22 protein-coding genes are annotated in these 25,863 nt (G+C 36.8%); 13 read left to right on the top strand and 9 right to left on the bottom strand.

What is annotated here, in order from left to right; translation table 11 throughout:
* Window positions 1-7: 7 nt before the first annotated feature.
* Entirely contained in the window at window positions 8-1,564 is a 1,557-nt protein-coding gene (locus B554_RS0112735) for a circularly permuted type 2 ATP-grasp protein (protein ID WP_019458348.1), read from the bottom strand.
* A gap of 225 nt (window positions 1,565-1,789) precedes the next feature.
* Here B554_RS0112735 and B554_RS19045 point away from each other — a divergent pair, with 225 nt between their 5' ends.
* A complete protein-coding gene (locus tag B554_RS19045) occupies window positions 1,790-2,797 on the top strand; it encodes a helix-turn-helix transcriptional regulator (RefSeq protein ID WP_019458349.1) in 1,008 nt (335 codons plus the stop codon).
* Between the two features lie 384 nt (window positions 2,798-3,181).
* On the opposite strand, the gene mnmG is transcribed toward B554_RS19045, so the two are convergent.
* Window positions 3,182-5,062 carry a tRNA uridine-5-carboxymethylaminomethyl(34) synthesis enzyme MnmG gene (mnmG, locus tag B554_RS0112745; protein ID WP_019458350.1) on the bottom strand — a complete coding sequence of 627 codons (1,881 nt, stop codon included), beginning with the start codon at window positions 5,060-5,062 and terminating at the stop codon, window positions 3,182-3,184.
* 232 nt (window positions 5,063-5,294) lie between these two features.
* Here mnmG and B554_RS0112750 point away from each other — a divergent pair, with 232 nt between their 5' ends.
* The 11 genes from B554_RS0112750 (at window position 5,295) to B554_RS0112800 (ending at window position 15,806) form a co-directional block, all read left to right on the top strand.
* Window positions 5,295-5,588: a hypothetical protein gene (locus B554_RS0112750; protein ID WP_019458351.1), complete on the top strand. Its 294-nt coding sequence runs from the start codon at window positions 5,295-5,297 to the stop codon at window positions 5,586-5,588.
* A 155-nt stretch (window positions 5,589-5,743) separates the two neighbouring features.
* Window positions 5,744-6,649 (top strand): 50S ribosomal protein L11 methyltransferase, encoded by a 906-nt coding sequence (gene prmA / locus B554_RS0112755; protein ID WP_019458352.1) that lies wholly within the window; start codon window positions 5,744-5,746, stop codon window positions 6,647-6,649.
* Between the two features lie 13 nt (window positions 6,650-6,662).
* Window positions 6,663-7,505, top strand: coding sequence for a zinc-ribbon and DUF3426 domain-containing protein (locus tag B554_RS0112760; protein WP_019458353.1), 843 nt, complete (start codon window positions 6,663-6,665; stop codon window positions 7,503-7,505).
* Between the two features lie 375 nt (window positions 7,506-7,880).
* Entirely contained in the window at window positions 7,881-8,150 is a 270-nt protein-coding gene (gene fis / locus B554_RS0112765; RefSeq protein WP_001086304.1) for a DNA-binding transcriptional regulator Fis, read from the top strand.
* Between the two features lie 88 nt (window positions 8,151-8,238).
* On the top strand, window positions 8,239-9,813 hold the full coding sequence (gene purH / locus B554_RS0112770; RefSeq protein WP_019458354.1) for a bifunctional phosphoribosylaminoimidazolecarboxamide formyltransferase/IMP cyclohydrolase: 1,575 nt from the start codon (window positions 8,239-8,241) through the stop codon (window positions 9,811-9,813).
* Window positions 9,814-9,938: 125 nt separating this feature from the next.
* Complete coding sequence (gene purD / locus B554_RS0112775) at window positions 9,939-11,225, top strand: phosphoribosylamine--glycine ligase (RefSeq protein ID WP_019458355.1); 1,287 nt, start codon at window positions 9,939-9,941, stop codon at window positions 11,223-11,225.
* 474 nt (window positions 11,226-11,699) lie between these two features.
* Entirely contained in the window at window positions 11,700-12,572 is an 873-nt protein-coding gene (locus B554_RS0112780; protein WP_019458356.1) for a MetQ/NlpA family ABC transporter substrate-binding protein, read from the top strand.
* A gap of 75 nt (window positions 12,573-12,647) precedes the next feature.
* Window positions 12,648-13,673, top strand: a complete 1,026-nt coding sequence (locus B554_RS0112785; RefSeq protein ID WP_019458357.1) for a methionine ABC transporter ATP-binding protein — start codon at window positions 12,648-12,650, stop codon at window positions 13,671-13,673.
* Window positions 13,670-14,365: a methionine ABC transporter permease gene (locus B554_RS0112790; RefSeq protein WP_004700797.1), complete on the top strand. Its 696-nt coding sequence runs from the start codon at window positions 13,670-13,672 to the stop codon at window positions 14,363-14,365. The genes B554_RS0112785 and B554_RS0112790 overlap by 4 nt, the downstream gene beginning before the upstream one ends.
* Window positions 14,366-14,511: 146 nt before the next feature.
* A complete protein-coding gene (gloB, locus tag B554_RS0112795; protein WP_019458358.1) occupies window positions 14,512-15,243 on the top strand; it encodes a hydroxyacylglutathione hydrolase in 732 nt (243 codons plus the stop codon).
* Between the two features lie 359 nt (window positions 15,244-15,602).
* Complete coding sequence (locus tag B554_RS0112800; RefSeq protein ID WP_000758190.1) at window positions 15,603-15,806, top strand: hypothetical protein; 204 nt, start codon at window positions 15,603-15,605, stop codon at window positions 15,804-15,806.
* A gap of 241 nt (window positions 15,807-16,047) precedes the next feature.
* Here the strand turns inward: B554_RS0112800 and B554_RS0112805 are convergent, their stop codons facing one another.
* Both B554_RS0112805 and B554_RS0112810 read right to left on the bottom strand, forming a co-directional pair.
* Window positions 16,048-17,346, bottom strand: coding sequence for a dicarboxylate/amino acid:cation symporter (locus B554_RS0112805; protein ID WP_019458359.1), 1,299 nt, complete (start codon window positions 17,344-17,346; stop codon window positions 16,048-16,050).
* Between the two features lie 476 nt (window positions 17,347-17,822).
* Window positions 17,823-18,380: a TetR/AcrR family transcriptional regulator gene (locus tag B554_RS0112810; RefSeq protein ID WP_019458360.1), complete on the bottom strand. Its 558-nt coding sequence runs from the start codon at window positions 18,378-18,380 to the stop codon at window positions 17,823-17,825.
* Window positions 18,381-18,515: 135 nt separating this feature from the next.
* Between B554_RS0112810 and B554_RS0112815 the strand changes: the two genes are divergently transcribed.
* Entirely contained in the window at window positions 18,516-19,718 is a 1,203-nt protein-coding gene (locus B554_RS0112815) for an MFS transporter (protein ID WP_019458361.1), read from the top strand.
* A gap of 39 nt (window positions 19,719-19,757) precedes the next feature.
* Here the strand turns inward: B554_RS0112815 and B554_RS0112820 are convergent, their stop codons facing one another.
* The 5 genes from B554_RS0112820 to B554_RS0112840 form a co-directional block, all read right to left on the bottom strand.
* Complete coding sequence (locus B554_RS0112820; protein WP_019458362.1) at window positions 19,758-20,909, bottom strand: sterol desaturase family protein; 1,152 nt, start codon at window positions 20,907-20,909, stop codon at window positions 19,758-19,760.
* 210 nt (window positions 20,910-21,119) lie between these two features.
* The gene (locus tag B554_RS0112825; protein ID WP_019458363.1) at window positions 21,120-22,466 is read right to left on the bottom strand and encodes a PQQ-dependent sugar dehydrogenase; all 1,347 of its coding nucleotides are present in this window, start codon (window positions 22,464-22,466) and stop codon (window positions 21,120-21,122) included.
* Between the two features lie 180 nt (window positions 22,467-22,646).
* The gene (locus tag B554_RS0112830) at window positions 22,647-23,066 is read right to left on the bottom strand and encodes a PH domain-containing protein (RefSeq protein WP_019458364.1); all 420 of its coding nucleotides are present in this window, start codon (window positions 23,064-23,066) and stop codon (window positions 22,647-22,649) included.
* Window positions 23,067-23,134: 68 nt separating this feature from the next.
* Window positions 23,135-24,964 (bottom strand): DUF1302 domain-containing protein, encoded by a 1,830-nt coding sequence (locus tag B554_RS0112835; protein WP_081400388.1) that lies wholly within the window; start codon window positions 24,962-24,964, stop codon window positions 23,135-23,137.
* 101 nt (window positions 24,965-25,065) lie between these two features.
* Complete coding sequence (locus B554_RS0112840) at window positions 25,066-25,671, bottom strand: RBBP9/YdeN family alpha/beta hydrolase (protein ID WP_019458366.1); 606 nt, start codon at window positions 25,669-25,671, stop codon at window positions 25,066-25,068.
* Window positions 25,672-25,863 lie beyond the last annotated feature (192 nt).

Below are 25,863 nucleotides of genomic sequence, written 5' to 3' on the forward strand. Positions count from 1 at the left end.
CCAACGATTAGGAATGTAATGTCTCAACAACCCATGTATCTTTAATACCTCCTCCTTGTGAGGAATTTACGACTAAAGATCCTGCCTGCATGGCTACTCGTGTTAAGCCTCCGGGTACAATTTCAGTGCGATAAGGAGAACTCAATACAAACGGTCGTAGGTCAATGTGACGTTCAGCCACCCCTGATGTTGTTAAAGTCGGTGCAACAGATAAAGCTAATGTTGGTTGCGCAATATATTCATGCGGTGTAGCAATCAGTTTTTTTCTAAATTCATCAATTTCACATGAGCTCGCTTTAGGTCCAATTAACATGCCATAACCACCAGAACCTTGAGCCTCTTTAATTACTAATTGGTCAATATGAGTGAGTACATAATCCAAATGTTCTTTTTCTCGACATTGATAAGTAGGTACATTCTTTAAAATTGGTGTTTCTCCCAAATAATATTGAATCATCTGATCAACATATGGATAAATTGATTTATCGTCAGCAACCCCTGTACCAGGTGCATTGGCAATCACTACATTTTTCTGTAAATAAGCAGACATAAGCCCCGCTACCCCAAGAGCACTATCAGGTCGAAATGCAAGTGGATCTAAGAAATCGTCATCTAAACGTCGATAAATCACATCAACTTTTTGGCGCCCGCGAATGGTTTTAACAAAAACTTGATCATTTTCTACAAATAAATCTCGGTTAGTAACCAGTGGTACATCCATTTCACGCGCTAAAAAAGCATGCTCATAATAAGCACTGTTAAAACGCCCTGGAGTTAAGAGCACAATAAAGGGTTGATCAACTTCTGAATTTTCTTGAAGTATTTCTTTTAATAAACTTGGATAATGTTCAATTCCTTGTAAATTATTAGCAGCACAAAGCTCAGGCATAAGTTGTTGACTAATATTTCTACTTTCAATCATATATGACACCCCTGAAGGTGTTCTTAGGTTATCTTCTAATACAAAGAACTCCCCATCGCCATCACGAATAATATCTATTCCACTAATTTGAGAATAAATTTTACCTTTTAGTGAATGCTTGAGCATATGTGGCTGAAAGGCTTCATGACAAACAATCTGGTTCTCTGGAATTAATTTCTCCTTCAAAATATGTTGTCCATGATAAATATCATCTAAAAAGTAATTTAAAGCTTTAACTCGCTGCGCACAGCCTGCTGCAATTTTTTCCCATTGTTTTTTTTCAATAACTCTTGGAATTAAATCAAAAGGAATCGTCCGTTCCGCGCCCTCTTTATCACCGTATACATTAAAAGTAATCCCTTGATAGAGAAAATGCTGTTTGGCCTGAGCATTTAATTGCTTAAGTTCATCTAAGGTACGAATACTCAACCATTGCTCAATTTTTTTAGAAGCTGCTCCATTAAACGTTACATCATCTAACATCTCATTGAAAAACTGCGATTTTAGTTGTTCAAATAAATTCGTCTGTACAGAAAGATTTTCTATAAACGATGGACTCTGGTTAAGTAATGCTGCGTTGGTCGCCCGCTCTTGTAAAAAATATTCAATATCGGCTTGTAGGTCTTTCTCTTGTTCTGACATAGCAACCTCGTCTTATCATTTATCTATATTTCATTTTTAAATAAGCAATTTCAGTGCCACTTATATATCTATAATACTTATTGGCTTTCATTGTTATAACTTTCTTCTAAATTTTAGCATTGATTGTAACGGCAGCCACAAACTGAATCTGACAAACTTGCTAAATGTGTAAAGTTTTTTTATTGTGGTGACACCAAAGCAATTGGATATAGATTTATTACGCTTATGTCTGTAATAGAAAAAGAAACTTCAAATAGTTTATATCGCCAATGGCAGATTTTATCTCGCCTCCCTACCGGTAAATGGATCGGAACTCGAGAATTACAAGAAATGCTTGAGCGTGAAGGTATTGAAATCAGTTTAAGGACAATTCAGCGTGATTTAAATCAAATTGCTCAGCGTTTTCCAATTGAAAGCAATAAAGCCGTACCTCAAGGCTGGCGTTGGCAATCAGATGCTCCAATTCAAAGCTTACCGCATATGACAAGCTCTCAAGCGGTGACCTTTATGATGGTTGAAGAACATCTCAAACATTTGCTTCCACCTAGCCTATTAGATGAAATGGGGCCTTGGTTTGACTTGGCAAAACGCAGTCTATCTACACAGAATAATGTAAGGCAATGGATTAATCGTGTACGCATTGTGCCAGCAAGTCAGCCGCTTATTCCACCTGTAGTCGATCGTGCTGCTCAACAAGCTATATACGAAGGCTTGCTACAAGACAAACAAATTGAATGTGTATATCAAGCTCGTGTAAACCAAGGTGAAGACAAAACTTATATTTTAAATCCACTTGCTTTGGTCCAAAAAGGTGCTGTCATTTATTTAATTTGCACCCGACATGACAAAACTGAAGTACAAACATTTGCTTTGCACCGTTTCAGATCAGCAAAAGTTTTAGAAAGTCGTGCGCTTCACCCCGTCAACTTTGATATTGATCACTATATTGACTCAGGTGCTTTAGGTTTTAGAGTAGATTACAACCAACCTACAGAATCTATTCAACTCACATTAACAATGACTGAGCAAACCGCTAAAACTTTTTATGAAAGCCAGTTAAGTAAAGATCAAACAATTACTCCAATTGAAGAAAACATTGTCGAAGTTACAGCAACCGTTCCATTTACATCTCAACTAGTGTGGTGGTTACGAAGTTTTGGGAAAAAACTACTACGTATCGAACCTATTCAAGTAAACAATGCTGTACGAGAAATTGAATCTGAGAATAAATAGATATAAAAAAGAGAACCTCAAGGTTCTCTTTAGATTTTGAATTATCATTTTCTTAATTTTATATTGGCATTTATATTTTTGGTTATGTTCAGATCAATATGTTCTCCCCCACCAAAACTGATCTGCCTCTTGTCTTGTTTTGCGCTATTTTAAACATGAGCATTGGCATGCCATTTCATCTCTATTGTAACGAATCGATTTCATTGTCATATTTAAAACCCTCTTGTTTGAACGTGAATTTAATATAACCTTCGTTTTGAAACCTGTGAAATAAGAAAAAAAGGAAGCGAAATCTATTTTCTTCCTTAGGAAATTTCCATATATTTTTTGATCAGAAAATAAAAAAGCCCAGTATAAACTGAGCTTTTTTACATACTAAAATAATTAAGCTGTTTTTCTCATCATGTTATTTTTACGAATCGTGATCATTACAAGCTGAACAGCAGCTGGTGTAACACCAGGAATACGACTCGCTTGAGCTAACGTTTCTGGAAGAACAGTTTTCAATTTCTGAGTAATTTCACGCGATAGACCAGAAACAACATCATAATCGAAATCGGCTGGAATTTTTGTTTCTTCAAGACGCTTTAATTGAGCTACATCTTCATGCTGACGGTTAATATAACCTTCGTATTTAACAGCAATTTCAATTTGATCACCAACTTGTTCAGAAACTTCCGAACCTGTAAGCTCTGCAATTTGAGCAAAACTAATATTAGGACGTTTAAGTAAATCAATCGCACTACATTCTTTACTCAAGTCAGCACCAGTCATTTCGACAAATTTCTTACCCATTGGATTATTAGGCGCCGCCCACAAATGTTGTAGACGCGATGTTTCGCGCTCAACTGCTTCCATTTTTTCACAATAAGCAGCCCAACGAACATCATCAACCAAACCAAGTTCACGACCAATTGTTGTTAAACGTTGATCGGCATTATCTTCACGTAACATCAAACGATATTCCGCACGTGAAGTGAACATACGGTATGGTTCTTTTGTACCCAAAGTAATCAAGTCATCAACCAATACGCCCATATAAGCTTGGTCACGTTTCGGTGTCCACTCTTCTTGTTCCCAAGCACGGCGTGCAGCATTTAAACCAGCAAGTAAACCTTGGGCACCCGCTTCTTCATAACCGGTAGTACCGTTAATTTGCCCTGCAAAATACAAGCCGTTAATTGCTTTGGTTTCAAGGGTGAATTTCAAAGCTTGCGGATTGAAATAATCATATTCGATTGCATAACCTGGACGCAAAATATGGGCATTTTCCATACCACGAATTGAGCGAACAAGTTCAAACTGAACATCAAATGGTAATGAAGTCGAAATACCATTTGGATAAAGCTCATGTGTATCTAGGCCTTCTGGTTCTAAAAATACCTGATGCGAGTCTTTATCAGAAAAACGATGAATCTTATCTTCAATTGAAGGACAGTAACGCGGACCTACACCTTCAATGACACCGGTATACATTGGTGAACGATCTAAACCACCACGAATAATGTCATGTGTTTTTTCGTTAGTATGCGTAATATAGCAGTTCACTTGTTCAGGATGCATCGAAGCATCACCCATGAATGACATCACTGGAGACGGAAAGTCACCCGGTTGTGGTGTCATAACAGAGAAATCAACTGAGCGCGCATCAATACGTGGTGGTGTCCCAGTTTTTAAACGACCTACTGGTAGTTTTAATTCACGTAAACGTTGAGCAAGTGCAATAGAAGGAGGATCTCCTGCACGACCACCGCTTGATTTTTCTAAACCAACGTGAATAACACCGCCCAAGAATGTACCTGTAGTTAACACAACAGTTTTTGTGTCAAAACGAATACCCATTTGGGTAACAACACCCTTAACGGTATCGCCTTCAACAATCAGGTCATCAGCCGCTTGTTGGAAAATATCAAGATTTGCTTGGTTTTCTAAAGTTTCACGAATTGCAGCTTTATAGCGAACACGGTCAGCCTGAGCACGCGTTGCACGTACTGCCGCACCTTTACGTGAGTTTAAAATACGGAATTGAATACCACCTTTATCAGCAGCCAAAGCCATCGCACCGCCAAGTGCATCAATTTCACGTACTAAATGTGATTTACCAATACCACCAATTGCTGGGTTACAGCTCATCTGACCCAAAGTCTCAATGTTATGGGTCAAAAGCAAAGTCTGTCGTCCCATACGCGCCGCAGCAAGTGCCGCTTCCGTACCTGCGTGACCGCCACCGATAACGATAACATCATAAACTTTAGGATAGTGCATGAGTACAAAAACACCAGAAAAAAAAGACGGAACATTATAGCAAAATTATCTGCTTATTGATGTACATAATTACAAAATTGTCATCACATGATTTACGCTACACCACATGTTTTGACATTTTGTTGCATGAATTCAATACAAAGTGAATGTTTTTTGAAATATTTCATTTTAGAATAAAAATTGTACAGCACTTATATGACTTTAAAACTAACGTAACTAGAAGGAACACAAAATGAAAAGCACCATGTTAAAAATCTTAACTGCATCTCTCCTTTGTTTTTCAGGCGTAACGTTGACCCACGCTGCGACCAATCATACTGCAAAGTCGACTCATATGGCTAAATCCAGCAAAACAACTCATCATTCTGCCGACTCAAGCAAATCAGTGATGCAAAAAGAACTTAGAGCTTGTGCGAAAAAACGTCAGGGCGAATGGGTGTCTTACAGCCACAATGGCGCAACTTTTAACGGTACTTGCCAACCAAATGAAAACGGCAAATTACAGTTTAAAGCCCCTGCTCCTTAATATAGTTTTGACTTAAGGTATAAAGAAATCACTTAATTTTCTTCTATACCACATCATCATTTTCAAAAGCGGTCCATTAAAGATGGGCCGTTTTCTTTTTTAAAGTACTCTAGTCGGCTACAATAGGCCTTTAAATAAAATTTTAGGTCCTTTTCGTGAAGTGGTTACAAATACACATTACCGTTGATCAAGAACAAGTTGAATTCACAGAAACACTTTTAATGTCTCTAGGTGCGGTAAGCGTAACTCTGGATGATGCCGAAGATCAGGCTCTACTTGAACCATTACCAGGCGAAACACCTTTATGGAATAAAGTCATTGTTACAGGTATCTATCAACAAGACGAACAAGACCCAATCGATGTCGATACATTAGAAGCTTTCTTAAAAGCTCAACTTCCAGATGTGCCAATGCGTCATGAAGAACTTGAAGACCAAGTTTGGGAACGCGCATGGATGGATTATTATGAACCTATTCAAATTGGGGAAAAATTCTGGATCGTACCTGAATGGTTAGAGCCACCAGAAGCAGACGCGACCAATATTAAACTTGATCCAGGTCTAGCTTTCGGCACAGGTAACCATGCAAGTACATTCTTATGCTTACAATGGTTAGGCAAAACTGATGTTAAAGATAAAATCGTAATTGATTATGGTTGTGGTTCAGGCATTTTAGGTGTTGCAGCTTTATTATTAGGTGCTAAAAAAGTCTATGCGACAGATATTGATCCGCAAGCTGTTTTAGCAACAAAACAAAATGCTGAGCTCAATGGCGTTCTAGATGGTTTATATGTTGGCCTCCCTGAAGAGTTTGATCAAGAATTCAAACCTCAACAAGCAGATGTTTTAGTTGCAAATATTTTAGCAGGCCCTTTGATGGCACTTGCGCCAGAGTTTGCAAAATTAGTTAAATCTGATAGTGAGTTCGCACTTGCTGGTGTAATTGAAGAGCAAGTTGCTGATGTTTCAGGTGTTTATTCTGAATTTTTTGATATATTAGATATTGAAAAGCGCGAAGAAAATTGGTGTCGCATTTCAGGAAAACGCAAAACAATAAACTGAGACTATTTAACTCATGAATGAAAAACAAACCCGCTGCCCTAAGTGTTTAACAGTTTATAAAGTTTCTCTTACCCAGTTAACTGTTGCTCAGGGTATGGTTTGTTGCCCTAAATGTAATTTAAATTTTAATGCTCTTACCAACTTGGTTAGTGTTGAACTACCAGAACCAACAAACTTATCTGTTTTAGCCAATGGTTCTATTCAAACACGATATATGACTCACTCTCATGTTTTAGATATCTTTGATCAAAAAGTTGAAAACTCTAATATTGATCTTCTGACATATTTAAATAATTTAAATTACTTTCATAATGAACCAATCAATGCACTACCGAATCTCAACTTAGCAGAGCAAGCAACCTCCCCCGAACAAGATCATGGTAAAAAACATAGTTGGTTATATTATACGCTTTGGAGTTCGGCAAATCTGATTCTGATTTTGGTTTTCACTTTTCAGATTCTCTGGTTTAACCCAAAACTCATGCAACAGAGTCCTGCTATTAGTCATGCATTTAATTATGTATGCGAAATTTTGCATTGCAGTAAGTCAGCTGAACAATACGAACTTCTTAATATAGAGAAAGTGAAACTACGTAGAATTGATTCAGAACATACTCAAGTTTCAGGTGTTTTGGTCAATCAAAATAATAAAAGTATTGAGCTACCAAGCCTAAAACTCAGTTTTGGTTCACAAACTGATCAAGAACAAATCATTTTCACACCTAATCAGTACTTGGTAGAAAATTTACGTGGAATTCAACGTATTCCAACCAATACACCTTTTAGATTCCAATTTGTCTTAAATAAAAGCAAAAAGAGCTTACTAAATTATCGATTAGAAATTGTCCACCCCTAAATTGTAAAAAAAGTGAAAAAAAAATAAAAAAAAATGCAGTTAATTTGCTCACTTTTTCCTAGACAATGGTATGATACGCGCCACGAAAGCTTTGACTCATATACTCCTCGCTCTCAATTCAAAAAATATACTGTTAAGCATGTGTGCTTTTCTAAATTAAGCGCATAGCCTAACTTTTTTTGTTTTTGAGGGGGCTGTAACAAATATTTAACTATTGTTACGCTTATTTTTTACTCAATACGAAGATTTATGGCAAGCTAATTGTTCTTATGTTTTAGAGTCACTGTTTTAGGATCTAAAACAGGACTCCGTATTTTAGACCACATTTATATACTACTTTACCCAAGCTAGTATTTGATTTTCGGATTAACTCGCATGAATAGCAAATCTCCTATTTTTACTGCACAATCTGATGTTGCTCTTCGCATCCACGTGGATCGCGCAGTTCGTCATTATTTTGCACAATTGCAAGGTGAGCAACCATCTCAGGTATATGACATGGTGCTAGCAGAAATGGAGAAACCTCTTTTATCTGTAGTTCTTGAATATACTCGTGGCAACCAAACACGTGCTGCAGAAATTCTTGGACTAAACCGCGGCACTTTACGCAAAAAGTTAAAAGCTCACGGTTTAATGAGTGAATAAATGATAAAATGCTCACGACGTCGTGGGCATTTTTTTATGCTTCTAATTGGTTTTAATCCGTAGACTTGAAATTGTTGACTTGAACATCATGACTATTAAACGTGCTTTGATTTCTGTATCAGACAAAACAGGAATTGTCGAATTTGCTCAAAACCTTGCAGCTTTAGGGGTAGAATTATTATCTACAGGCGGCACATATAAGTTGCTTAAAGATAATAACATTGCTGTTGTTGAAGTATCTGAACATACTGGTTTCCCAGAAATGATGGATGGCCGTGTAAAAACACTACATCCCAAAATTCATGGCGGCATTTTAGCTCGTCGTGGTCTAGACGAAGCAGTTATGCAAGAACACAACATTGATCCAATCGATCTAGTTGTAGTCAACCTTTATCCATTTGCAGCTACAGTTGCTAAACCTAACTGCTCACTTGCTGATGCTATCGAAAATATCGACATCGGCGGTCCAACAATGGTTCGTGCTGCTGCTAAAAACCACGCTTCTGTGGGTATTGTTGTAAATGCTTCAGATTACGATACAGTGATTAACGAATTAAAAGCTGCTGGTTCACTTTCTTATGAAACACGCTTCGATTTAGCTGTTAAAGCATTTGAACATACTGCTCAATATGACGGCATGATCGCTTCTTACTTAGGCGCTCGCGTTGGTAAGACCGAAGGTGAAGCTGATTTATTCCCTCGTACGTTCAACACTCAATTAAATAAAGCACAAGACTTACGTTACGGTGAAAACCCACACCAATCTGCTGCTTTCTATGTTGAAGCAACTGCAAAAGAAGCATCTGTTTCTACAGCAAAACAATTACAAGGCAAAGAATTGTCTTATAACAACATTGCTGACACAGATGCTGCACTTGAATGTGTTAAATCATTTGCTAAACCAGCTTGTGTAATTGTAAAACATGCTAATCCTTGTGGTGTTGCGGTTTCTTTAGACGGCATTAAAGCTGCTTATGATTTAGCTTATGCAACAGATCCAGAATCTGCTTTTGGTGGCATTATTGCATTTAACCGCGAGTTAGATGTTGCAACTGCTCAAGCAATTGTTGACCGTCAATTCGTTGAAGTTATTATTGCTCCAAGTATTGCTGATGGCGTACTTGAAGTAACTGGTGCGAAGAAAAATGTTCGTGTTTTAGTATGTGGCGAATTACCTGCAATTGATGCACGCGCTCCACAACTTGACTATAAACGCGTTAACGGTGGCTTACTTGTTCAAGACCAGGACTTGGGCATGATCACTAAAGATGATCTTAAAGTAGTTACTAAACGTGCACCTACTGAACAAGAAATTGATGACCTTATTTTCGCATGGAAAGTTGCGAAATATGTAAAATCAAACGCTATTGTTTATGCAAAAAACCGTCAAACTATTGGTGTAGGCGCGGGTCAAATGAGCCGTGTTAACTCAGCGCGTATTGCTGCAATTAAAGCAGAACATGCTGGTTTGGTTGTTGAAGGCGCTGTTATGGCATCTGATGCATTCTTCCCGTTCCGTGACGGTATTGATAATGCGGCTAAAGCTGGCATTAAATGCATTATTCAACCAGGTGGTTCTATGCGTGATGAAGAAGTCATTGCAGCAGCTGATGAAGCTGGTATTGCAATGGTCTTCACTGGTATGCGCCATTTCCGCCACTAATTTAAATTTAGTCCTCCCTAACCCTCCTTTTATTCAGGAGGGTTTTCCACAATAATGGAACTATCTCTCCACTTCGAGAAATAGAGGGGGATGAAAAAGGATTAAAGTTAAGGAACAAATTAAAAATGAATATTTTAGTTTTAGGTAGTGGTGGTCGTGAGCATGCTTTAGCATGGAAAATCGCGCAAGATGCCAAAGTTACTCAAGTTTTTGTTGCACCTGGTAATGCTGGTACTGCAACAGAAGAAAAATGCGTTAACGTTCAACTTGATATTTTAGACAACCCAGCAATTATTGCTTTTGCTAAAGAAAATAATGTTGAACTCGTTGTTGTTGGTCCAGAAGCACCGTTAGTAAATGGTGTAGTAGATGCTGCACGTGAAGCGGGTGTAAAAATTTGGGGACCGACTCAATATGCAGCACAACTTGAAGGCTCAAAAGCATTTGCTAAGCACTTTTTAAAACGCCATAACATTCCAACTGCTTTTTACGATGTATTTACTGAAGTTGATGCAGCTAAAGCTTATGTTGAAAAAAATGGTGCACCAATCGTTATTAAAGCTGACGGCCTTGCTGCTGGTAAAGGCGTAATCGTTGCAATGACCAACGAAGAAGCTTTTGCAGCAATTGATGACATGCTTGCAGGTAACAAATTTGGTGATGCTGGTTCACGCGTTGTAATTGAACAGTTCCTTGCTGGTGAAGAAGCTTCTTTCATTTGTATGATTGATGGCAAAAATATTTTACCAATGGCAACTTCACAAGATCATAAACGTATTTTTGAAGGTGACCAAGGTCCAAACACTGGCGGTATGGGTGCCTACTCTCCTGCTCCAGTTGTAACTCCAGATGTTTTTGAGCGCGTAATGACTGAAATTATGCGTCCAACTGTTGATGGTATGGCGGCTGACGGACATGTTTACACTGGATTCTTATATGCTGGTTTAATGATTGATGAGCAAGGTCAACCACGCGTAATTGAATTTAACTGCCGTTTTGGTGACCCTGAAACTCAACCAATCATGATGCGCTTAAAATCATCTCTTGTTGATTTGGTTGAAGCAGGTATTGCAGGTAATTTACCAAAAGAAGCTGAGTGGGATGAGCGTAAGTCAATCGGTATTGTACTTGCAGCAGAAGGATACCCAGATAGCGTACGTAAAGGTGATGTGATTTCTGGTATCGGCCAATCACCTGAAGATACTAAAATCTTCCACGCAGGTACTGCAACTCGTGAAGATGGTCACATTGTGACTTCTGGTGGACGTGTACTTTGCGTAACTGCTTTAGGTGACAGCGTTCTTGAAGCACAAATTAATGCTTTAGAAGTATGCGGCCAAGTAACTTTCACAGGTATGCAATACCGTAGTGACATCGGTTACCGCGCGATTGCACGTGAAAAAGCTGAATAAAAGTTAGCAAAAAAAAGCTTCCTATTTAGGAAGCTTTTTTTATTTTGTGCGCCAATAGAAGAAAATGATATAAATTTTTTAGAAGATTTATTAAGATATCAACAAATAGAAAAAAGCCCTCTATATCAACTACATTTTTATTGCTATCATTAGTACATAGTTGTAACTGTCATCAGACACTGCTGTTTTAATAATTTCCATAAAGACTTGCTCTACAAATTATGCCTGTAGAGAGTTTTTTAATATTCTAAATTTATGAATGCTCGTTTGGCTACTGTTGGGGATGAACTGTTTGGGGAAACAGTTTTTGTTTATTAAACAATTACCCTCTGTTATAGCCAAAATATGCAAGCAAATTATGGAACCCCAGAAAAAGATCACAGAGTTTAGACTAGTTGTAATTCCAACTCCTCTCTTTTCATATTGATATAGATCAATCGTTATTGTTCTATATCTTAATCAGGACTTTTTTAAATGAAAAAGCTGATCAGCCTTTTTTTAAGCATGTCAGTAGTATTATTGACAGCATGTAGCAAACAAGAAAATGCTCAACAAGCCGAACAAAACAATGATAGTTCCAAAGTACAAAAGGTAGTAATTGCCTCTACAGGTTCGGATGCTGACATTTGGCGTTATATCGCATCTTTACCTGAAACCCAAGCTGCTGGACTGAAGTTAGAAGTAAAAAACTTCTCAGATTCCGTTTCAATGAATACAGCAGTTGCAAATAAAGAAGTAGATTTGAACGCATTCCAAGCTTATTCTTATCTTACTGTATTTAATAATTCAAACCCGGATAAGATTGCAGCGGTTTCTACCACTTATATTGAGCCAATGGGGATTTATTCAAGTAAATACAAAAAAATTGAAGAACTTCCTGAAGGTGCAATTATTTCAATCCCGGATGATGCTGCCAGCGAATCTCGTGCGCTACTCTTGTTACAAACTGCTGGCTTAATCAAGCTTAAAGCTGACTATAATCCTATTCAGGGCAGTCCAATTGATGTTATCGAAAATCCTAAAAAGATCAACATCAAACCAATCAAAATGGAAACTGCATTACGTCTTAAAAATGAATTTGATGCAGTTGTATTAAATAATACCATAGCACTCGAGGGAGGTTTAAACGTACTCAAAGATTCTATGTTCTATGAACCTATTGATCAAATCTCAAAACTTAGTGTCAACGTTCTAGCAACTGCTGAATCACGTAAAAATGATCCTGTCTTGCAAAAAGTTGGTAAGCTTTACCACACTGCAGCTGTTAAAAAATACATTGAAGAACACTTTGGTGGAACAAAAGTTGACGTAGACAAACCAATCAGCTATCTCTCAGAAGCTAAATAGTAATATAATAGCCCAAACGTGAAACAGGCAAATTATCTTTGCCTGTTTTTTCTTTCAAGCATAGTTTCTGACGATATGATTCAATTTAAAAACATTTCAAAGCACTATCAGCTCAAAAGCCAAACCATACGCGCACTCGATCAAATCAATTTAGAGATTCCAGAGGGCAGTATTTTCGGCATTATTGGCTATAGTGGTGCAGGTAAAAGTACTTTAATTCGCCTGATTAATTTACTTGAACGACCAAATGAAGGTCAGATTATTATTAATCAAAAGGACTTCACTGCTTTAGATGCACGTTCATTACGTCAGGAGCGTGCAAATATTGGTATGATTTTTCAGCATTTCAATTTGCTTCAAACCAAAACAGTTGCTGAAAATATCGAAATGCCAATGCGCCTGCTAAATTACAAAAAAGCAGAACGTGAAAAGCGTTTAAATGAATTATTAGAGTTTATTGATCTTAAGCATAAAAAAGATGCCTATCCAGATGAACTGTCTGGCGGTCAAAAGCAACGTGTTGGTATTGCTCGTGCTTTGGCAAATCATCCTAAAATTTTATTATGTGATGAAGCCACATCTGCACTAGATCCGCAAACTACTCAATCAGTTCTAGAGCTTTTAAAGAAAATCAATCAAGAACAGAAAATCACAATTGTTATGGTTACTCATGAAATGGATGTCATTGAATCTATTTGTGACCATGTTGCAGTTATGGAAGCTGGTAAAGTGATTGAGCAAGGCTCAACTATTGATATTTTTAGTAATCCTCAGCATCCAACAACTAAAAACTTTATACAAACTGTCTTACATCAGCAGTTGCCAGTTAACATTCTAAATCAATTAGAAAATCAACATCACCACAGCATCTATTGCCTACAATTCTTAGGGCGTTCGGCTCAAGAACCTGTGATTCAGTCACTTATTAAACAATATGATATTAGTTTAAATATCTTATTTGCCAATATGACTGAAATTAATGGCACAGTGATTGGTCAAATGTTTGTACAGCTTTTAGGTGACCCGCAGTTGATCGGTCAAGCGATTGAGTTTTTAGAGAAAAATGAAGTGAGCGTAGTTCAATCAGGAGATCAAGTATGAGAGATTTAATCGTACAATGGTTAACTGAACTTACTCAGCCTTTCTGGCAAAGTTCCCTTTCTATGGACCAGTTTGTAACTGCATTACAAGAAACCTTTAATATGGTGTTCTTTGCGCTTATATTTGGTGGTATTTGGGGCTTCATCCAAGGCATTATTCTGCTTGTAACTCGCCCAGAAGGGATCTTACCAAACAGATTCATTTATCATTTGCTTAACCCAATTGTAAATGCATTGCGTTCTCTGCCATTTATTATTTTACTTATTGCAGTTATTCCACTCACCAAGTTCTTGGTAGGCACTTCAATTGGTACATGGGCGGCAATCGTTCCTTTAACGATTTATGTTGGACCATATATGGGCCGACTTATTGAAACTTCCCTACTTGAAGTAAATGAAGGAATTATCGAATCTGCTCAAGCAATGGGTGCAACACCTTGGCAGATTATTTCACGCTTTATTTTACCTGAAGCTCGTAGTTCTCTTATTTTGAACTTGACGACTGCTACGATTAGCCTTATTGGTGCAACCGCTATGGCTGGTGCAGTTGGTGCTGGTGGTATTGGTGACTTAGCCATTTCTTATGGCTATCAACGTTTTGATACAAGCGTTGTGATTTTAACAGTGATTATCCTCTTGCTTTTGGTACAGATTGTACAGACTTTAGGCAACTGGCTCTCTAAGATACGCTAAGTCATTTATATAGAAAGCTCCCTAAACGGGGGCTTTTTGTTTTTATAGTCTCCTGTTATTAAAAAGTTGAGTACATGGCTTAATGCCATTTTCTGTTATCATCAAAATTAGTGGTTACTCTTTGGATTTGGTTTCAGGATAAAACAATGCGTTATAGAATTCATTTTATTGATGTGCAAAATGCCCTACAAAACTATATCTGGATTTTAGAAGATACTGAAACTCATGAAGCTGTTGCTGTGGATCCAACAGAAGGTGGATTAGTCACTCAATTTTGCAATGACCATCATTTAACCTTAAAGCAAATTTGGCTTACTCACTGGCATAAAGATCATATCGGTGGCGTTGCAGATTTAACGGCTAACTCCACTTTGGCTGTATATGGCCCAAGAGATGAGCTAAGCAAAATTCCTGGTATTACTCATCCCCTTCAACATGATGACCATTTAAAATTTAATGATTTAAAGGCAGAGATTATTGCCACACCAGGTCATACCTTAGGGCATATTGTGTATTTTATTGAGGAACTGAATGCCCTCTTTTGTGGTGATACTTTGTTTGCAATGGGGTGTGGCCGACTATTTGAAGGTACGGCAGAGCAAATGTATCACTCTTTAAATCGACTCGCAGCTCTTCCAACCACAACGAAAGTCTATTGTACACATGAATATACACTCTCCAATGCTGAATTTTCCTTAAGTGTTGAACCTGAAAACCACGCATTACAAGAACGTGCAGAACAAGTCCGCATACTTCGCAAAGAAGGTAAAATTACTTTGCCAAGTAGTATTGAACTAGAATTGGCTACTAATCCATTTTTACGTGCTGAAAGTGTGGAAGAGTTCGCTCATTTACGTAGTTTAAAAGATAATTTCTAAGTTAATCGGATTTATAGAAAGATACAGTTCAGTTTTAAAAACTGTATCTTTTTGAATAGCGCGTGTTTCATGAAATTATTTTTTACATTTATTGATTTTAAATTAACTTGTTTTGATTAAATTTTACCCCAAACTTTATATTTTTAAATTTATATAAAAAACAATTAGTTAAATTTTAAACAAACATAAATTGATTACATAAAAACCGAATAATTTTATAAAGTGAAAGAGATTACATTATCTATTTTACTTTTTTTACAAGTTGCAAAATAAAACAAAGTTTTCCCCCTTTAAAAAATCTAGGTAAATCCCTATTAATAAATAAGGTGTAAGACACGGATAGAAGAAGGAGTTCTCACGTGAAAAAGGTTGTTAAAGCTAAAAATTTAATTGCGTTCCGTATTTGGTTAGAAAAATTAGGGTATTCGGTTAAAAACTTGGCCGATGGAAAAGGTTTCACTTTCAGTTTTAAAAAAGAGTATGGCTTAGTCACGTGTGATTTGGCAGGTAATGCTTTAGCAATGCAATTAGGTGAAGAATTTGAGGATCACTTAAAAGCGTAAACTTGAGCTGTTTTGCATATACTATTTTCAGTATAGGCAACTTAAAAGTTCTGTTTTCAAAGTAGATCTATATGAGAGTTTGTGAAAATTTTATATTGGCCTCCCATAATTAAGCATTTACATACAAGATAGTTTTTTTAAATTAAATTTTCGACTAGATATAATAAAACCTGTAGCATGGCGCCTCTCCCAAATTGCCAATTGCTACAGGTTTTTTATTTCGAATTAAAATTTTAAATAATTAATTCGTTTTAGATTTACCTAATGCTTTATCTAGAACGTCCTTGTCCAGAGCTTTGTCCCAACGAGCAACAACAATTGTTGCGCATGCATTACCAATTAAGTTAGTTAATGCGCGACACTCAGACATAAAACGGTCGATACCTAAAATGAGCGCCATACCTGCCACAGGTACAGATGGGACAACTGACAAAGTAGCAGCGAGTGTAATAAAGCCTGCACCCGTTACCCCTGCTGCACCTTTTGAACTCACCATTGCCACTAAAAGTAATGCAAGTTGTTCACTAATGGATAAGTCCACATTACATGCTTGTGCAATAAATAAAGCAGCCATGGTCATATAAATGTTAGTACCATCAAGGTTAAATGAATAACCTGTCGGAATGACTAGGCCCACTACAGATTTTTCACAGCCTGCTTTTTGCATTTTATCCATTAAAGACGGTAAAGCTGCTTCAGATGAACTTGTACCTAAGACTAACCAAAGCTCGTCTTTGATATAGCGAATTAAAGCAATAATTGAAAAGCCATTGTAACGTGCCACTGCACCTAAAATGATTAGTACGAACAGTACAGCTGTAATATAGAAAGTCATAATCAATAGTAATAAATTACCGATTGATTCGATTCCATAAGCACCAATAGTAAATGCCATAGCTCCAAAAGCACCAATTGGCGCAAGTTTCATTAACATTCCAACCAAGTAGAAAACTGGTGCCGTTAAGTTATTTAGGAAATCAGTGATTGGACGTGCACGATCGCCTAAAGCAGCTAAAGAAATACCAAATAGTACTGCCACAAATAGAACCTGCAAAATTTCACCACCAGCAAGCGGACTTACCAGTGTTTGCGGGATAATATTCATAAAGAAGTCAGTAATATTGGTGGCATGAGCCTTCTCAACGTAAGTATTTACCTTATCGCTGACTAAGGTTGCTGGGTCAATGTTTAGACCTTTACCCGGTTGAATGATGTTTGCCACAATCATACCAACCACAAGTGCAAGACTTGAGAAAGTAATGAAATACAGCATTGCTTTACCAGTCACACGCCCGACACGACTCATGTTCGTCATGCTGGCAATACCAGTGACCACAGTCAAAAAGATTACGGGAGCAATAATCATTTTAACGATTTTGATGAATGCATCACCAAGCGGTTTTAAGCTCTGTCCAAGTTCAGGGTAAAAATGACCAATTAAAACGCCTAAAATAATTGCAAATATGACCTGTACATACAAAATTTGGTGAAATTTCTGTTTTTTCTGTACCGTTTCTTGGTCAAGGGTATTGAAATCCATTATCTAAATACCTGTTCGATGGGGATAAAAAAATAAAATATAAAGCGGGCACCACAAGCTGCTTTAAAGGAAGTGAAGCCATTGTAAAGAATAAAAAACACCCTGTGTCATAAATTTAAAAAATGTTAAAACCAAAAATCATGTAATTTTTTGTATATAAAGTTCATATTTCACTGCACTATTTAACAATTAAATTTGATAAAAACTATTATTAAATCTCATAAGAATATGTTTATTATTAAATTTATTCTGTTAGTGATTTAGCTAAAGACTTTTAAATCTAATTTTGGAACTAACTAAATGCACATTTCAATAATAAATGATTAAAGTAACTTCATGTTTATTTTAAATTATGAGAATTTAATTTTTAAATAATAAGAAAAATTGATATATAATTATTTAATAAAAACAAAAGCCTATATATTCCGCTATTTAAATTAGCCATTTTCATCTAAAAAACGAAGAGGCTTATATGCTTAAACGAATAGGCGTTTTAAAAGACTATGTACATAATCCAAATTTAGTTCCTGATTGGTAAATAGAATCCGAAATAACATGGGTGCAATTACAGTTTCGATAATTTCTTGGTTTGGTATAGTGAACTCATTTCTTAATTTTGCACGATTTTGAATAATATCGAGTTGTTGAATAATTAAACTTTCACACATACGGGCATTAGAATCAGAATTTGATGTATAGAGCACATCTCGCAATAAATCTTGACCGACTTCGGAAGAATACTCTTCAAAATATTGTTCAACCCAAGCTGTGATATCTCGTTTAAATGAACCTAAATCTTTAGGTTCCATGTCTGGTTTGAGTTCATTTAAAGCTACATCTGAAAACAGTTGGTTGATATCACCCCATCGACGGTAAATAGTTGAAGGAGTTACCCCTGCTTGTGCTGCAATCATTGGAATTGTAATTTGGCTTTGCTCGAAATCTTTTTGTAATTCTTTTACAGCATTATGTACCGCAGTTTGTATTCTCTCACTGCGACCACCAGGGCGTAATCCACTAACAACTTTTGCCATTTATAAACTCTGTAAAGGGATAAAAATTTATAAATATTTATATCTATATACAAAATACACTAAAGCTAAAGATTTGCTTTAGCGTCAAAATAATGTATAAAAGCTAAATATTCGCTTTTATGTTATTCATGTTATATGAACAATTCAAGTTCAAAACGGTCAAGAGCTGTTTTTAAATTAGATGCTGCAAGTGCATTGGCACTCAATACTATTACGCTCATGACATTTATGGCTGCATCTAGTGCACCAACGCCGCTCTACCGCCTATACCAACAGATATGGCAATTTTCACCTGTCACATTGACTCTAATTTTTGCAACTTATGCTTTTACCCTGCTGGGATCATTACTGATTATTGGTTCTCTGTCTGACTATATTGGGCGTCGACCAGTCATTATTGCAGCCATTTCTCTGCAAATTATTTCAATGAGCTTCTTCTTGTACGCTTCAGATGTTGCGATGTTATTTATTGCACGAGGCTTACAAGGCATCGCAACTGGGCTTGCTGTTTCAGCTATAGGTGCAGCAATTTTAGATTTTGGTAAGCTTCATGGCTCACTGATTAATAGTATTGCACCAATGGTTGGTATGGCTGTCGGGATTTTTCTGACCTGTTCTATCTTGCAACTCTCCACTCACCCGTTACAGCTTGTTTTTGAGTTTCTATGCTTTCTTCTTATTTGTGAACTTATTTTAAGTTTTCTTACTCCAGAGACAGTCCCAAAAAGAACTGGTGCACTTGCTTCTTTGAGACCCGCGATGGCTATTCCTCCACAAACGAAAAGTGCTTTATTAAGTATTAGCCCTATTAATATTGCACTTTGGATGGTCAGTGGTTTCTTCTTGTCACTTATGCCATCTTTACTGGCAAAAATTTTCCATACTTCATCGGCATGGCTAAATGGTATTATGTTTATGGCGCTCGCCCTTTCTGGTGCAGTAGGTATATTAACGCTTAGAAAATCGACAAATTTCCGTATTTTATTAACTGGTACTCTTTCAATTGCTATTGGTTCAATCATTTTATTTTTAGCAATTAATCTTACAAATGCAGTTGTGTTATTTCTAGGTTCAATTATTACTGGAATTGGTTTTGGTACGGCGTTTATGGGAGCCATTCGTAGTGTAATGCCGCTGGCTCTTCCAGAAGAACGTGCAGGCCTTATGGCTGCATTTTTTGTGGAAAGTTATTTGGCTTTTAGTATTCCTGCAATTTTAGCTGGATATTTTGTAGGGAAAGTTGGGCTGATGCATACAGCAAATAGTTATATTTGTTTTATTGTCTTATTGTCACTTGTTGCCCTTTTCATGATTTTTAAAAATTTTAAAAATAAATAACCATATAAAAAAGCCTCGAACTGAGGCTTTTTTTAACATTTACTGGTCACGCCAGCGTTTTAAAAAGCGTTTTATATACTTTTTAAATGGCCACGTAAACTGTTTTACAAAGCTATTTGGAATTTTATAGCCAACCGTTCCATAAACACTTGCCAAGTGATTCGGCATATATACAGTTTTAAATAAGACATCATAGAGCGGAATAAAAGCAGCGTAATTTTTATCAATCGCAGGTTTTTCTGAAGAATGATGCCAATGATGAAATTCCGGTGTTGCGATAAACCAACGTAGATATGGAAAGCGAAAACGTACATTGGAATGAATAAAAATCGCGTGAAACGAAATAAAAATTAAATAGGCAAAAACAGCAGAAGTATGAAAACCTAAAAGGAAAATCGGTAAGGTCGCAATAAAACGAGTCATTAAAACTTCAACAACGTGTAAACGGGAAGATGCTAACCAATCCATATACTCAGTCGAATGATGAATCGCATGAAAACGCCATAAAAAGTTAACTTCATGCATAGCACGATGTAACCAATACACCGTAAAATCGACCACAATAAGCAATTCAATAAACTGTAGCCAAATTGGCTGAGCTTGAACGTATGGCACAATTGGATTATCAGGTAAATGCGTAATCCAATATTGAATTGGCATAACCGTTAAGAAGCTAAATAGTTGAATACCAATATGGCTGACCATGAAATATTTCATATCGGTCACCCATCCTACTCTTAAGATCTTTTGTTCAGGATTTTTCGCAAAAAAACCCTCAAGTGGTATAAAAATGAAAGCCAAAATGACTAAGGTAAGTACAAAATAATCAATGCCTGCATAAAATGGTACGCTTGGAATGACTGGAGCATGAATAACACCACAGCCTAATACTGCTGCTATGAGTGCAAAACATAAACCATAAAAGCCATATCGATTTTGTCGTATGATTGCACTAAATGCTCCAAAACCAGCGCTAATAATAATGCCTGTGATTAGTCCATAATAAAAAAGGCTATAGTGCTTTGCATAAAGTGGACGTAACTCTGGGGTTGTCAGCACACTGGGAAATAAAAAACATAAAGCACCGAAAAGGCAAAGTAGGCTTAATGCCATGGAAATAAAAGCACTAATTTTTCCTAAACCTGCATTAAGCTCTAAATTTTCAAATCTTGCTCTTAATTGATCGGTCATAATTCATATCAACAATTCTTTTTATCTATACGGCGCATGCTAACAAAATTTAATTATTAATTGTAAAAAGAACCCCATTTAACTCAAACTAAAAGATAGATGGATAAATAAAACTAACTAATCAATCTAAAATAAGGATAAATTAGTTAGTTATTTTAAAATATCAAAATAAAATCAAAATAATGAAGACATCAACCGAGTAAAAGCTATTTATTTTTTATATGGAGTCTCATAGGTTGTTTCAGCGACAGGTGAAACACGCCAAATTGTATTGCCTACATCATCTGCAACTAACACGGCACCCGAAAAATCTATTGCCACCCCAACTGGACGTCCATAAGCCTTACCCTTATCACTGAGGAATCCAGTCAAAATATCTTGCGGTGGACCAGAAGGTTGACCACTTCTAAATGGTACAAAAATGACTTTATAACCACTGTGAGGCTTGCGGTTCCAAGAACCATGCTGCCCGATCAATGCCCCACCTCTAAATTGTGGCATCAGCTCGGCTGCATAAAATGTAAGACCTAAAGAAGCCGTATGGTTGCCTAGTGCATAGTCAGGTTTAATTGCACGAGCGACCATTGCTGGATTTTGTGGTTTAACTCGCACATCTACGTGTTGACCATAGTAACTATAAGGCCAGCCGTAAAAAGCGCCATCTTGTACCGATGTCATATAATCGGGTACTAGGTCACTACCAATTTCATCGCGCTCATTTACAACCGTCCATAATTTACCGCTTTGAGGTTGCCAAGCCATACCATTTGGATTACGCAGTCCTGTTGCAAATGGACGAGACTGACCGCTTGCAATATCAAACTCTGTAATTTGTGCACGGCCTTTTTCTTGATCTAAACCATTTTCGCCAACATTACTATTGGAACCGACGGTAATGTAGAGCTTGGTACCTTCACGGTTAGCAATGACATTTTTGGTCCAATGATGATTTAAAGGACCGCCCGGTAAGTCTAATACTTTAGTTCCGCTCGCAGTAATCTGTGTTTCTCCTTCTTGATAAGGGAAACGTATGAGTGCATCTGTATTGGCTATATATAAGTTATTACCTACTAAAGCCATACCAAATGGTGAGTTTAAGTTTTGAAGAAATACCGTTTTTTTATCAGCAACTCCGTCTCCATTAGTGTCACGGAGTAAAGTAATACGGTTAGCACTTGGATGAGATGAGCCTGCCCGTCTCATCACAAACGTCATGATTTTACCTTTAATGCCTTTGCTGTCTTCTGGTTTAGGCGGAGCATCTGTTTCAGCGACTAGTACATCACCATTTGGTAGTACATAGAGCCAGCGTGGGTGTTCAAGTCCTTTAGCAAATGCTTTTACTTTTAAACCATCTGCTGGAGTTGGCATAGCCCCACTCGGCCAACCCTGTGCAGGTGCTATATTTACGGTTGGAATTAAACTTGTTTTTGGTTCAGGTAATTTTGGATCTGGTCCATAACTCTCTGTAATTGGATATTGAGAGGATGAAGCACACCCTGTAACTAGAACTACAACGGTCGTGCCTAAAATCGGCAGTAAAAAACGTATAAGCATCCTTTATCTCCAATTCTTATTTTTCGCAATAAGCATAGGGTAATGCTTTAGAAGAGAGACTTATAGTTTATTTATTTAACTATACTAAGGAATACCGTCCATATTTTTAAACTTTTAATACATAACTAGTGTTTTCTAGACACGCAGATCAATTTAGCCATTAACTTCAAAAGCTTCAGACTAAAACTTGTTATACGGATTTTTACGTAAAGTATTTAAAAAGCCCTCTTTATCTTTTGGCGAAATCATCACCTTTGCTACTCTTCCATTTTTCATATAACTAATTTTAAGCCGATCTAGCGATAGTGCTGGAGATGAAAGTGGGTTATGCGTCGGTTCTATTTGGATAATATCATCAATATTAATTTTCCAACGGAAAACCAGACTCTTAATGACTAATGTACTATTTTCTACCACATAGTAAGTGCTAAAGATTGGGAACCAAATAACTACAATAACTAAACTATAAATTATGAGATGCGAAAAATTGGTGCCTATAGAAGAATGATGAACTTCTTGATAAATTTTAAAAATAATATTGGCAGTGATCACAACAAATATTAATAAAAGCCACCAATCAATTTTTGATCTAAATTTCAAAAGTTATCCTCCACGTCTAAATCTCATTTATAACGAGTATTTCTATATATTTTTATAAAATAATCGAACTAAAAATTAGCTTTAAATGTTAATGATACAAAATCTCGATCATCTATCGTGCTAAATTCATTAGAACCAAAAAAGTTATTATAGGCAATCTCTGCTGTATATTTTTGCTGATACGTCATAGATAGCGCCGCTGTTACACTCATTTGCCCTTCTTGAAAGTTTTGGCTATATCCATAAACATCATGTCTAAAACTAAGACTTGGCGTAATCACTGTAGAGGGTAAAATATCTTGATAATTTAATACGCCACGTAATCGGTAGCCAAATGACCATTCATTAAAAAATCCGTTTTTATTACAAAAGCGTTCATTTAAATTGTCTATTTCTGCATTGGTAAGATGAGCTGTACCATACGGCGTACATTTAAACTCGCCTGTTTCAGGATTATAAGCACCTGTTGACAGCTCACTACGGCCAAATGCGCCTGTCCGGCCAAACCGATGATTACCAATATCTGCAATATGGTTTAAGGCAAACTCTGTAGACCATGTCATCGAATTTGCACCCCAAATATTGAATATGCTGTCAGATGCCCCAACTGACAATTGTGTTACGGGTAAGCGTACATATCCTTGAATATATTGACCTAATTCAACAGTTTTTCCCGGAGGTGCAAATGGTGTTCCTTCCGATAGCACTTGAGCATAGACAATGTCTGTGCCGTTTAATTGTAAAGGTTGATTGGGTTTGTAGGTTAATTCACTAAAAACGGTTGTTGTTCCAACTTTCCCAGTCAAACTTAATCCAAACATTTTGATATTTTCAGGATAGATAGAAAAATAATTCGCCGTATTAAAATGTTCGGGTCCTGCTGCTGTTACAGCCGTTCCATCAAAGTTTGCATTACGGCTATGGTAGTTCGCATAGTAAATACCTAGCTCAGCATTCTTTAAACTTGGTAATGTCTGTTTTAAAGCAATACCATATTGGCCATTGTCCTTTGCTTTTCTACTTTCTGTACGTGGAATATAGGTACGTAAACGAATTGCGGTATCTGATAATTTATCTCCACCTCCAGCAATCAGAACTGGACCTGCATTTTCGGGCACAAAGTCTGAAATCTCAAAGAAAGTTCCGTTACCATCAACAACTGAAGGTCTAAATTTAAATTGATAGAACCCTTCTATTTTCAAATTTTTATTAATGCTTGTGTCGAATGAAAACATTTCGGTTGGAATGATTCTTTCTTTTGCATCACCACCCGGTCGGTTAATTGCAGCAAAATCGAATGCACTCACTGAATTTAAACCGTTTTGAAAAAACTGAGATTTCCCCCAATTTAAAGTCTGTTTGCCTAATTTTAAATTGATGCTTTTTCCATCGCCCAATTCAAAATCTTTCCATATATAGGCATTCCATAAATCGATACCTTTGAACTTTGCGAGCCTTGGCCATGCTGAATCATTAAAGGGTTTAAAGTCTCCTTGTCCTGTCTCATAGGCATGGTCATACCAGTATTTAGTGCTAATGACCGCACCCTGCTGTTTTCCATTTAGCTTAACTTCAGTTATACCTCTGATGATCTGTGAAATGGCATCATATTTACTAAAATTCATACGCCCATCATCACCATTCACATCAATGCTAGCGCCTTGTTTACCTATTTTGTTTGCGTCAGGCCGATAAAGTAATGAAACGGATGGATCTTGTGTACTCCAACAGGCTCCTAAGCTTAATGTTGTTTTTGTATCGACCTTCCAGTCTTTATCAATATCAAAACTGGCTGCATTTGCTTTAGACATAAATAAAATTAGGCTTAATGAAACACCTATTTTTTGAATATATAAAACGTGATTATTTCTTTGATTTAAATAGACGTAATGACCCATCATATTATCTCCCTATCAATATGATTTTTCTTATTTATTGCTTATTACTCAAAGCCATCCATTGGCTTTTAAATGGTTTACCTAAACAGGTATTTTTTGCACTAGGCTGGTTGTTCGACCTGATCTAACTGTTGAATAAATTGTTCAGCTAAAGGCCAATAGCCAAAGCCAGATGCAGGGTTTAAATGTCCCACTTCCCCCAGATTTACGAGTTGACTACCCCACTTTCCTGCCATTTCACTTACAGCTTCATAACGAGCTAAATGGTCATTGGTGCTTGCAACCAAAATGCTGGGGAAAGGTAGTGTTTGATTAGGTAAAGAACTCCATCCTTCTTGATGAAGTACGGTTGGACTTGGATAATTTTCTGGCCAGCTTTCGTTTAAGTCAGGTGGCGCCACAAGCAAAGCACCTTGAATTGGTCTTTGATATTTTGCAGCCCAGTGTATTGTCATCAGCACACCTGCGCTGTGTGCAACTAAAATGACAGGCCCTTGTATTTGTTCGAGTTGTGCCTGAATAGCAGTAACTCTATTTTCACAATTGAGTTTATTAGTTTCTACAGGTGGTACAGAGCGAACCTTTGCTAGCTTTGTTTCTAAGATCGTTTGCCAATGCTCGGGAACATGATCGCGTAACCCCGGAATAATTAAAATTGTTGCTTTAGTTTGTATTTTTTCCATTTCGACGCCTGTGAATTTTGCCATCTAGGAGGCTTAAGAATTTTTATAAAACTCCATTCACAATAAAGGCTCATTTCAGTTAATGGTGTACATAAGACGTCACGGACTTTTCATTTGACGACACATCTTTTTAAAATTTCGTAAATTAATTAAAATAGTTTTTGTAATTACAAATGAATTAAAAGAATAACTTTAAAATTGAATCGACATCATGAT

The organism is Acinetobacter sp. GG2, from assembly GCF_000292385.1.
GTDB classification, from domain to species: Bacteria; Pseudomonadota; Gammaproteobacteria; order Pseudomonadales; family Moraxellaceae; genus Acinetobacter; species Acinetobacter seifertii.

Excerpts from the sequence above, each read along its gene's own strand:
- purD (WP_019458355.1), top strand. The coding sequence starts at position 9,939 with ATGAATATTTTAGTTTTAGGTAGTGGTGGTCGTGAGCATGCTTTAGCA.
- purH (WP_019458354.1), top strand. The coding sequence starts at position 8,239 with ATGACTATTAAACGTGCTTTGATTTCTGTATCAGACAAAACAGGAATT.
- B554_RS0112810 (WP_019458360.1), bottom strand. The coding sequence starts at position 18,380 with ATGGCAAAAGTTGTTAGTGGATTACGCCCTGGTGGTCGCAGTGAGAGA.
- fis (WP_001086304.1), top strand. The coding sequence starts at position 7,881 with ATGAATAGCAAATCTCCTATTTTTACTGCACAATCTGATGTTGCTCTT.
- B554_RS0112825 (WP_019458363.1), bottom strand. The coding sequence starts at position 22,466 with ATGCTTATACGTTTTTTACTGCCGATTTTAGGCACGACCGTTGTAGTT.
- B554_RS0112835 (WP_081400388.1), bottom strand. The coding sequence starts at position 24,964 with ATGGGTCATTACGTCTATTTAAATCAAAGAAATAATCACGTTTTATAT.
- B554_RS0112780 (WP_019458356.1), top strand. The coding sequence starts at position 11,700 with ATGAAAAAGCTGATCAGCCTTTTTTTAAGCATGTCAGTAGTATTATTG.
- B554_RS0112840 (WP_019458366.1), bottom strand. The coding sequence starts at position 25,671 with ATGGCAAAATTCACAGGCGTCGAAATGGAAAAAATACAAACTAAAGCA.
- B554_RS0112805 (WP_019458359.1), bottom strand. The coding sequence starts at position 17,346 with ATGGATTTCAATACCCTTGACCAAGAAACGGTACAGAAAAAACAGAAA.
- gloB (WP_019458358.1), top strand. The coding sequence starts at position 14,512 with ATGCGTTATAGAATTCATTTTATTGATGTGCAAAATGCCCTACAAAAC.
- B554_RS19045 (WP_019458349.1), top strand. The coding sequence starts at position 1,790 with ATGTCTGTAATAGAAAAAGAAACTTCAAATAGTTTATATCGCCAATGG.
- B554_RS0112815 (WP_019458361.1), top strand. The coding sequence starts at position 18,516 with ATGAACAATTCAAGTTCAAAACGGTCAAGAGCTGTTTTTAAATTAGAT.
- B554_RS0112735 (WP_019458348.1), bottom strand. The coding sequence starts at position 1,564 with ATGTCAGAACAAGAGAAAGACCTACAAGCCGATATTGAATATTTTTTA.
- B554_RS0112790 (WP_004700797.1), top strand. The coding sequence starts at position 13,670 with ATGAGAGATTTAATCGTACAATGGTTAACTGAACTTACTCAGCCTTTC.
- B554_RS0112785 (WP_019458357.1), top strand. The coding sequence starts at position 12,648 with ATGATTCAATTTAAAAACATTTCAAAGCACTATCAGCTCAAAAGCCAA.
- B554_RS0112820 (WP_019458362.1), bottom strand. The coding sequence starts at position 20,909 with ATGACCGATCAATTAAGAGCAAGATTTGAAAATTTAGAGCTTAATGCA.
- B554_RS0112760 (WP_019458353.1), top strand. The coding sequence starts at position 6,663 with ATGAATGAAAAACAAACCCGCTGCCCTAAGTGTTTAACAGTTTATAAA.
- B554_RS0112750 (WP_019458351.1), top strand. The coding sequence starts at position 5,295 with ATGAAAAGCACCATGTTAAAAATCTTAACTGCATCTCTCCTTTGTTTT.
- mnmG (WP_019458350.1), bottom strand. The coding sequence starts at position 5,062 with ATGCACTATCCTAAAGTTTATGATGTTATCGTTATCGGTGGCGGTCAC.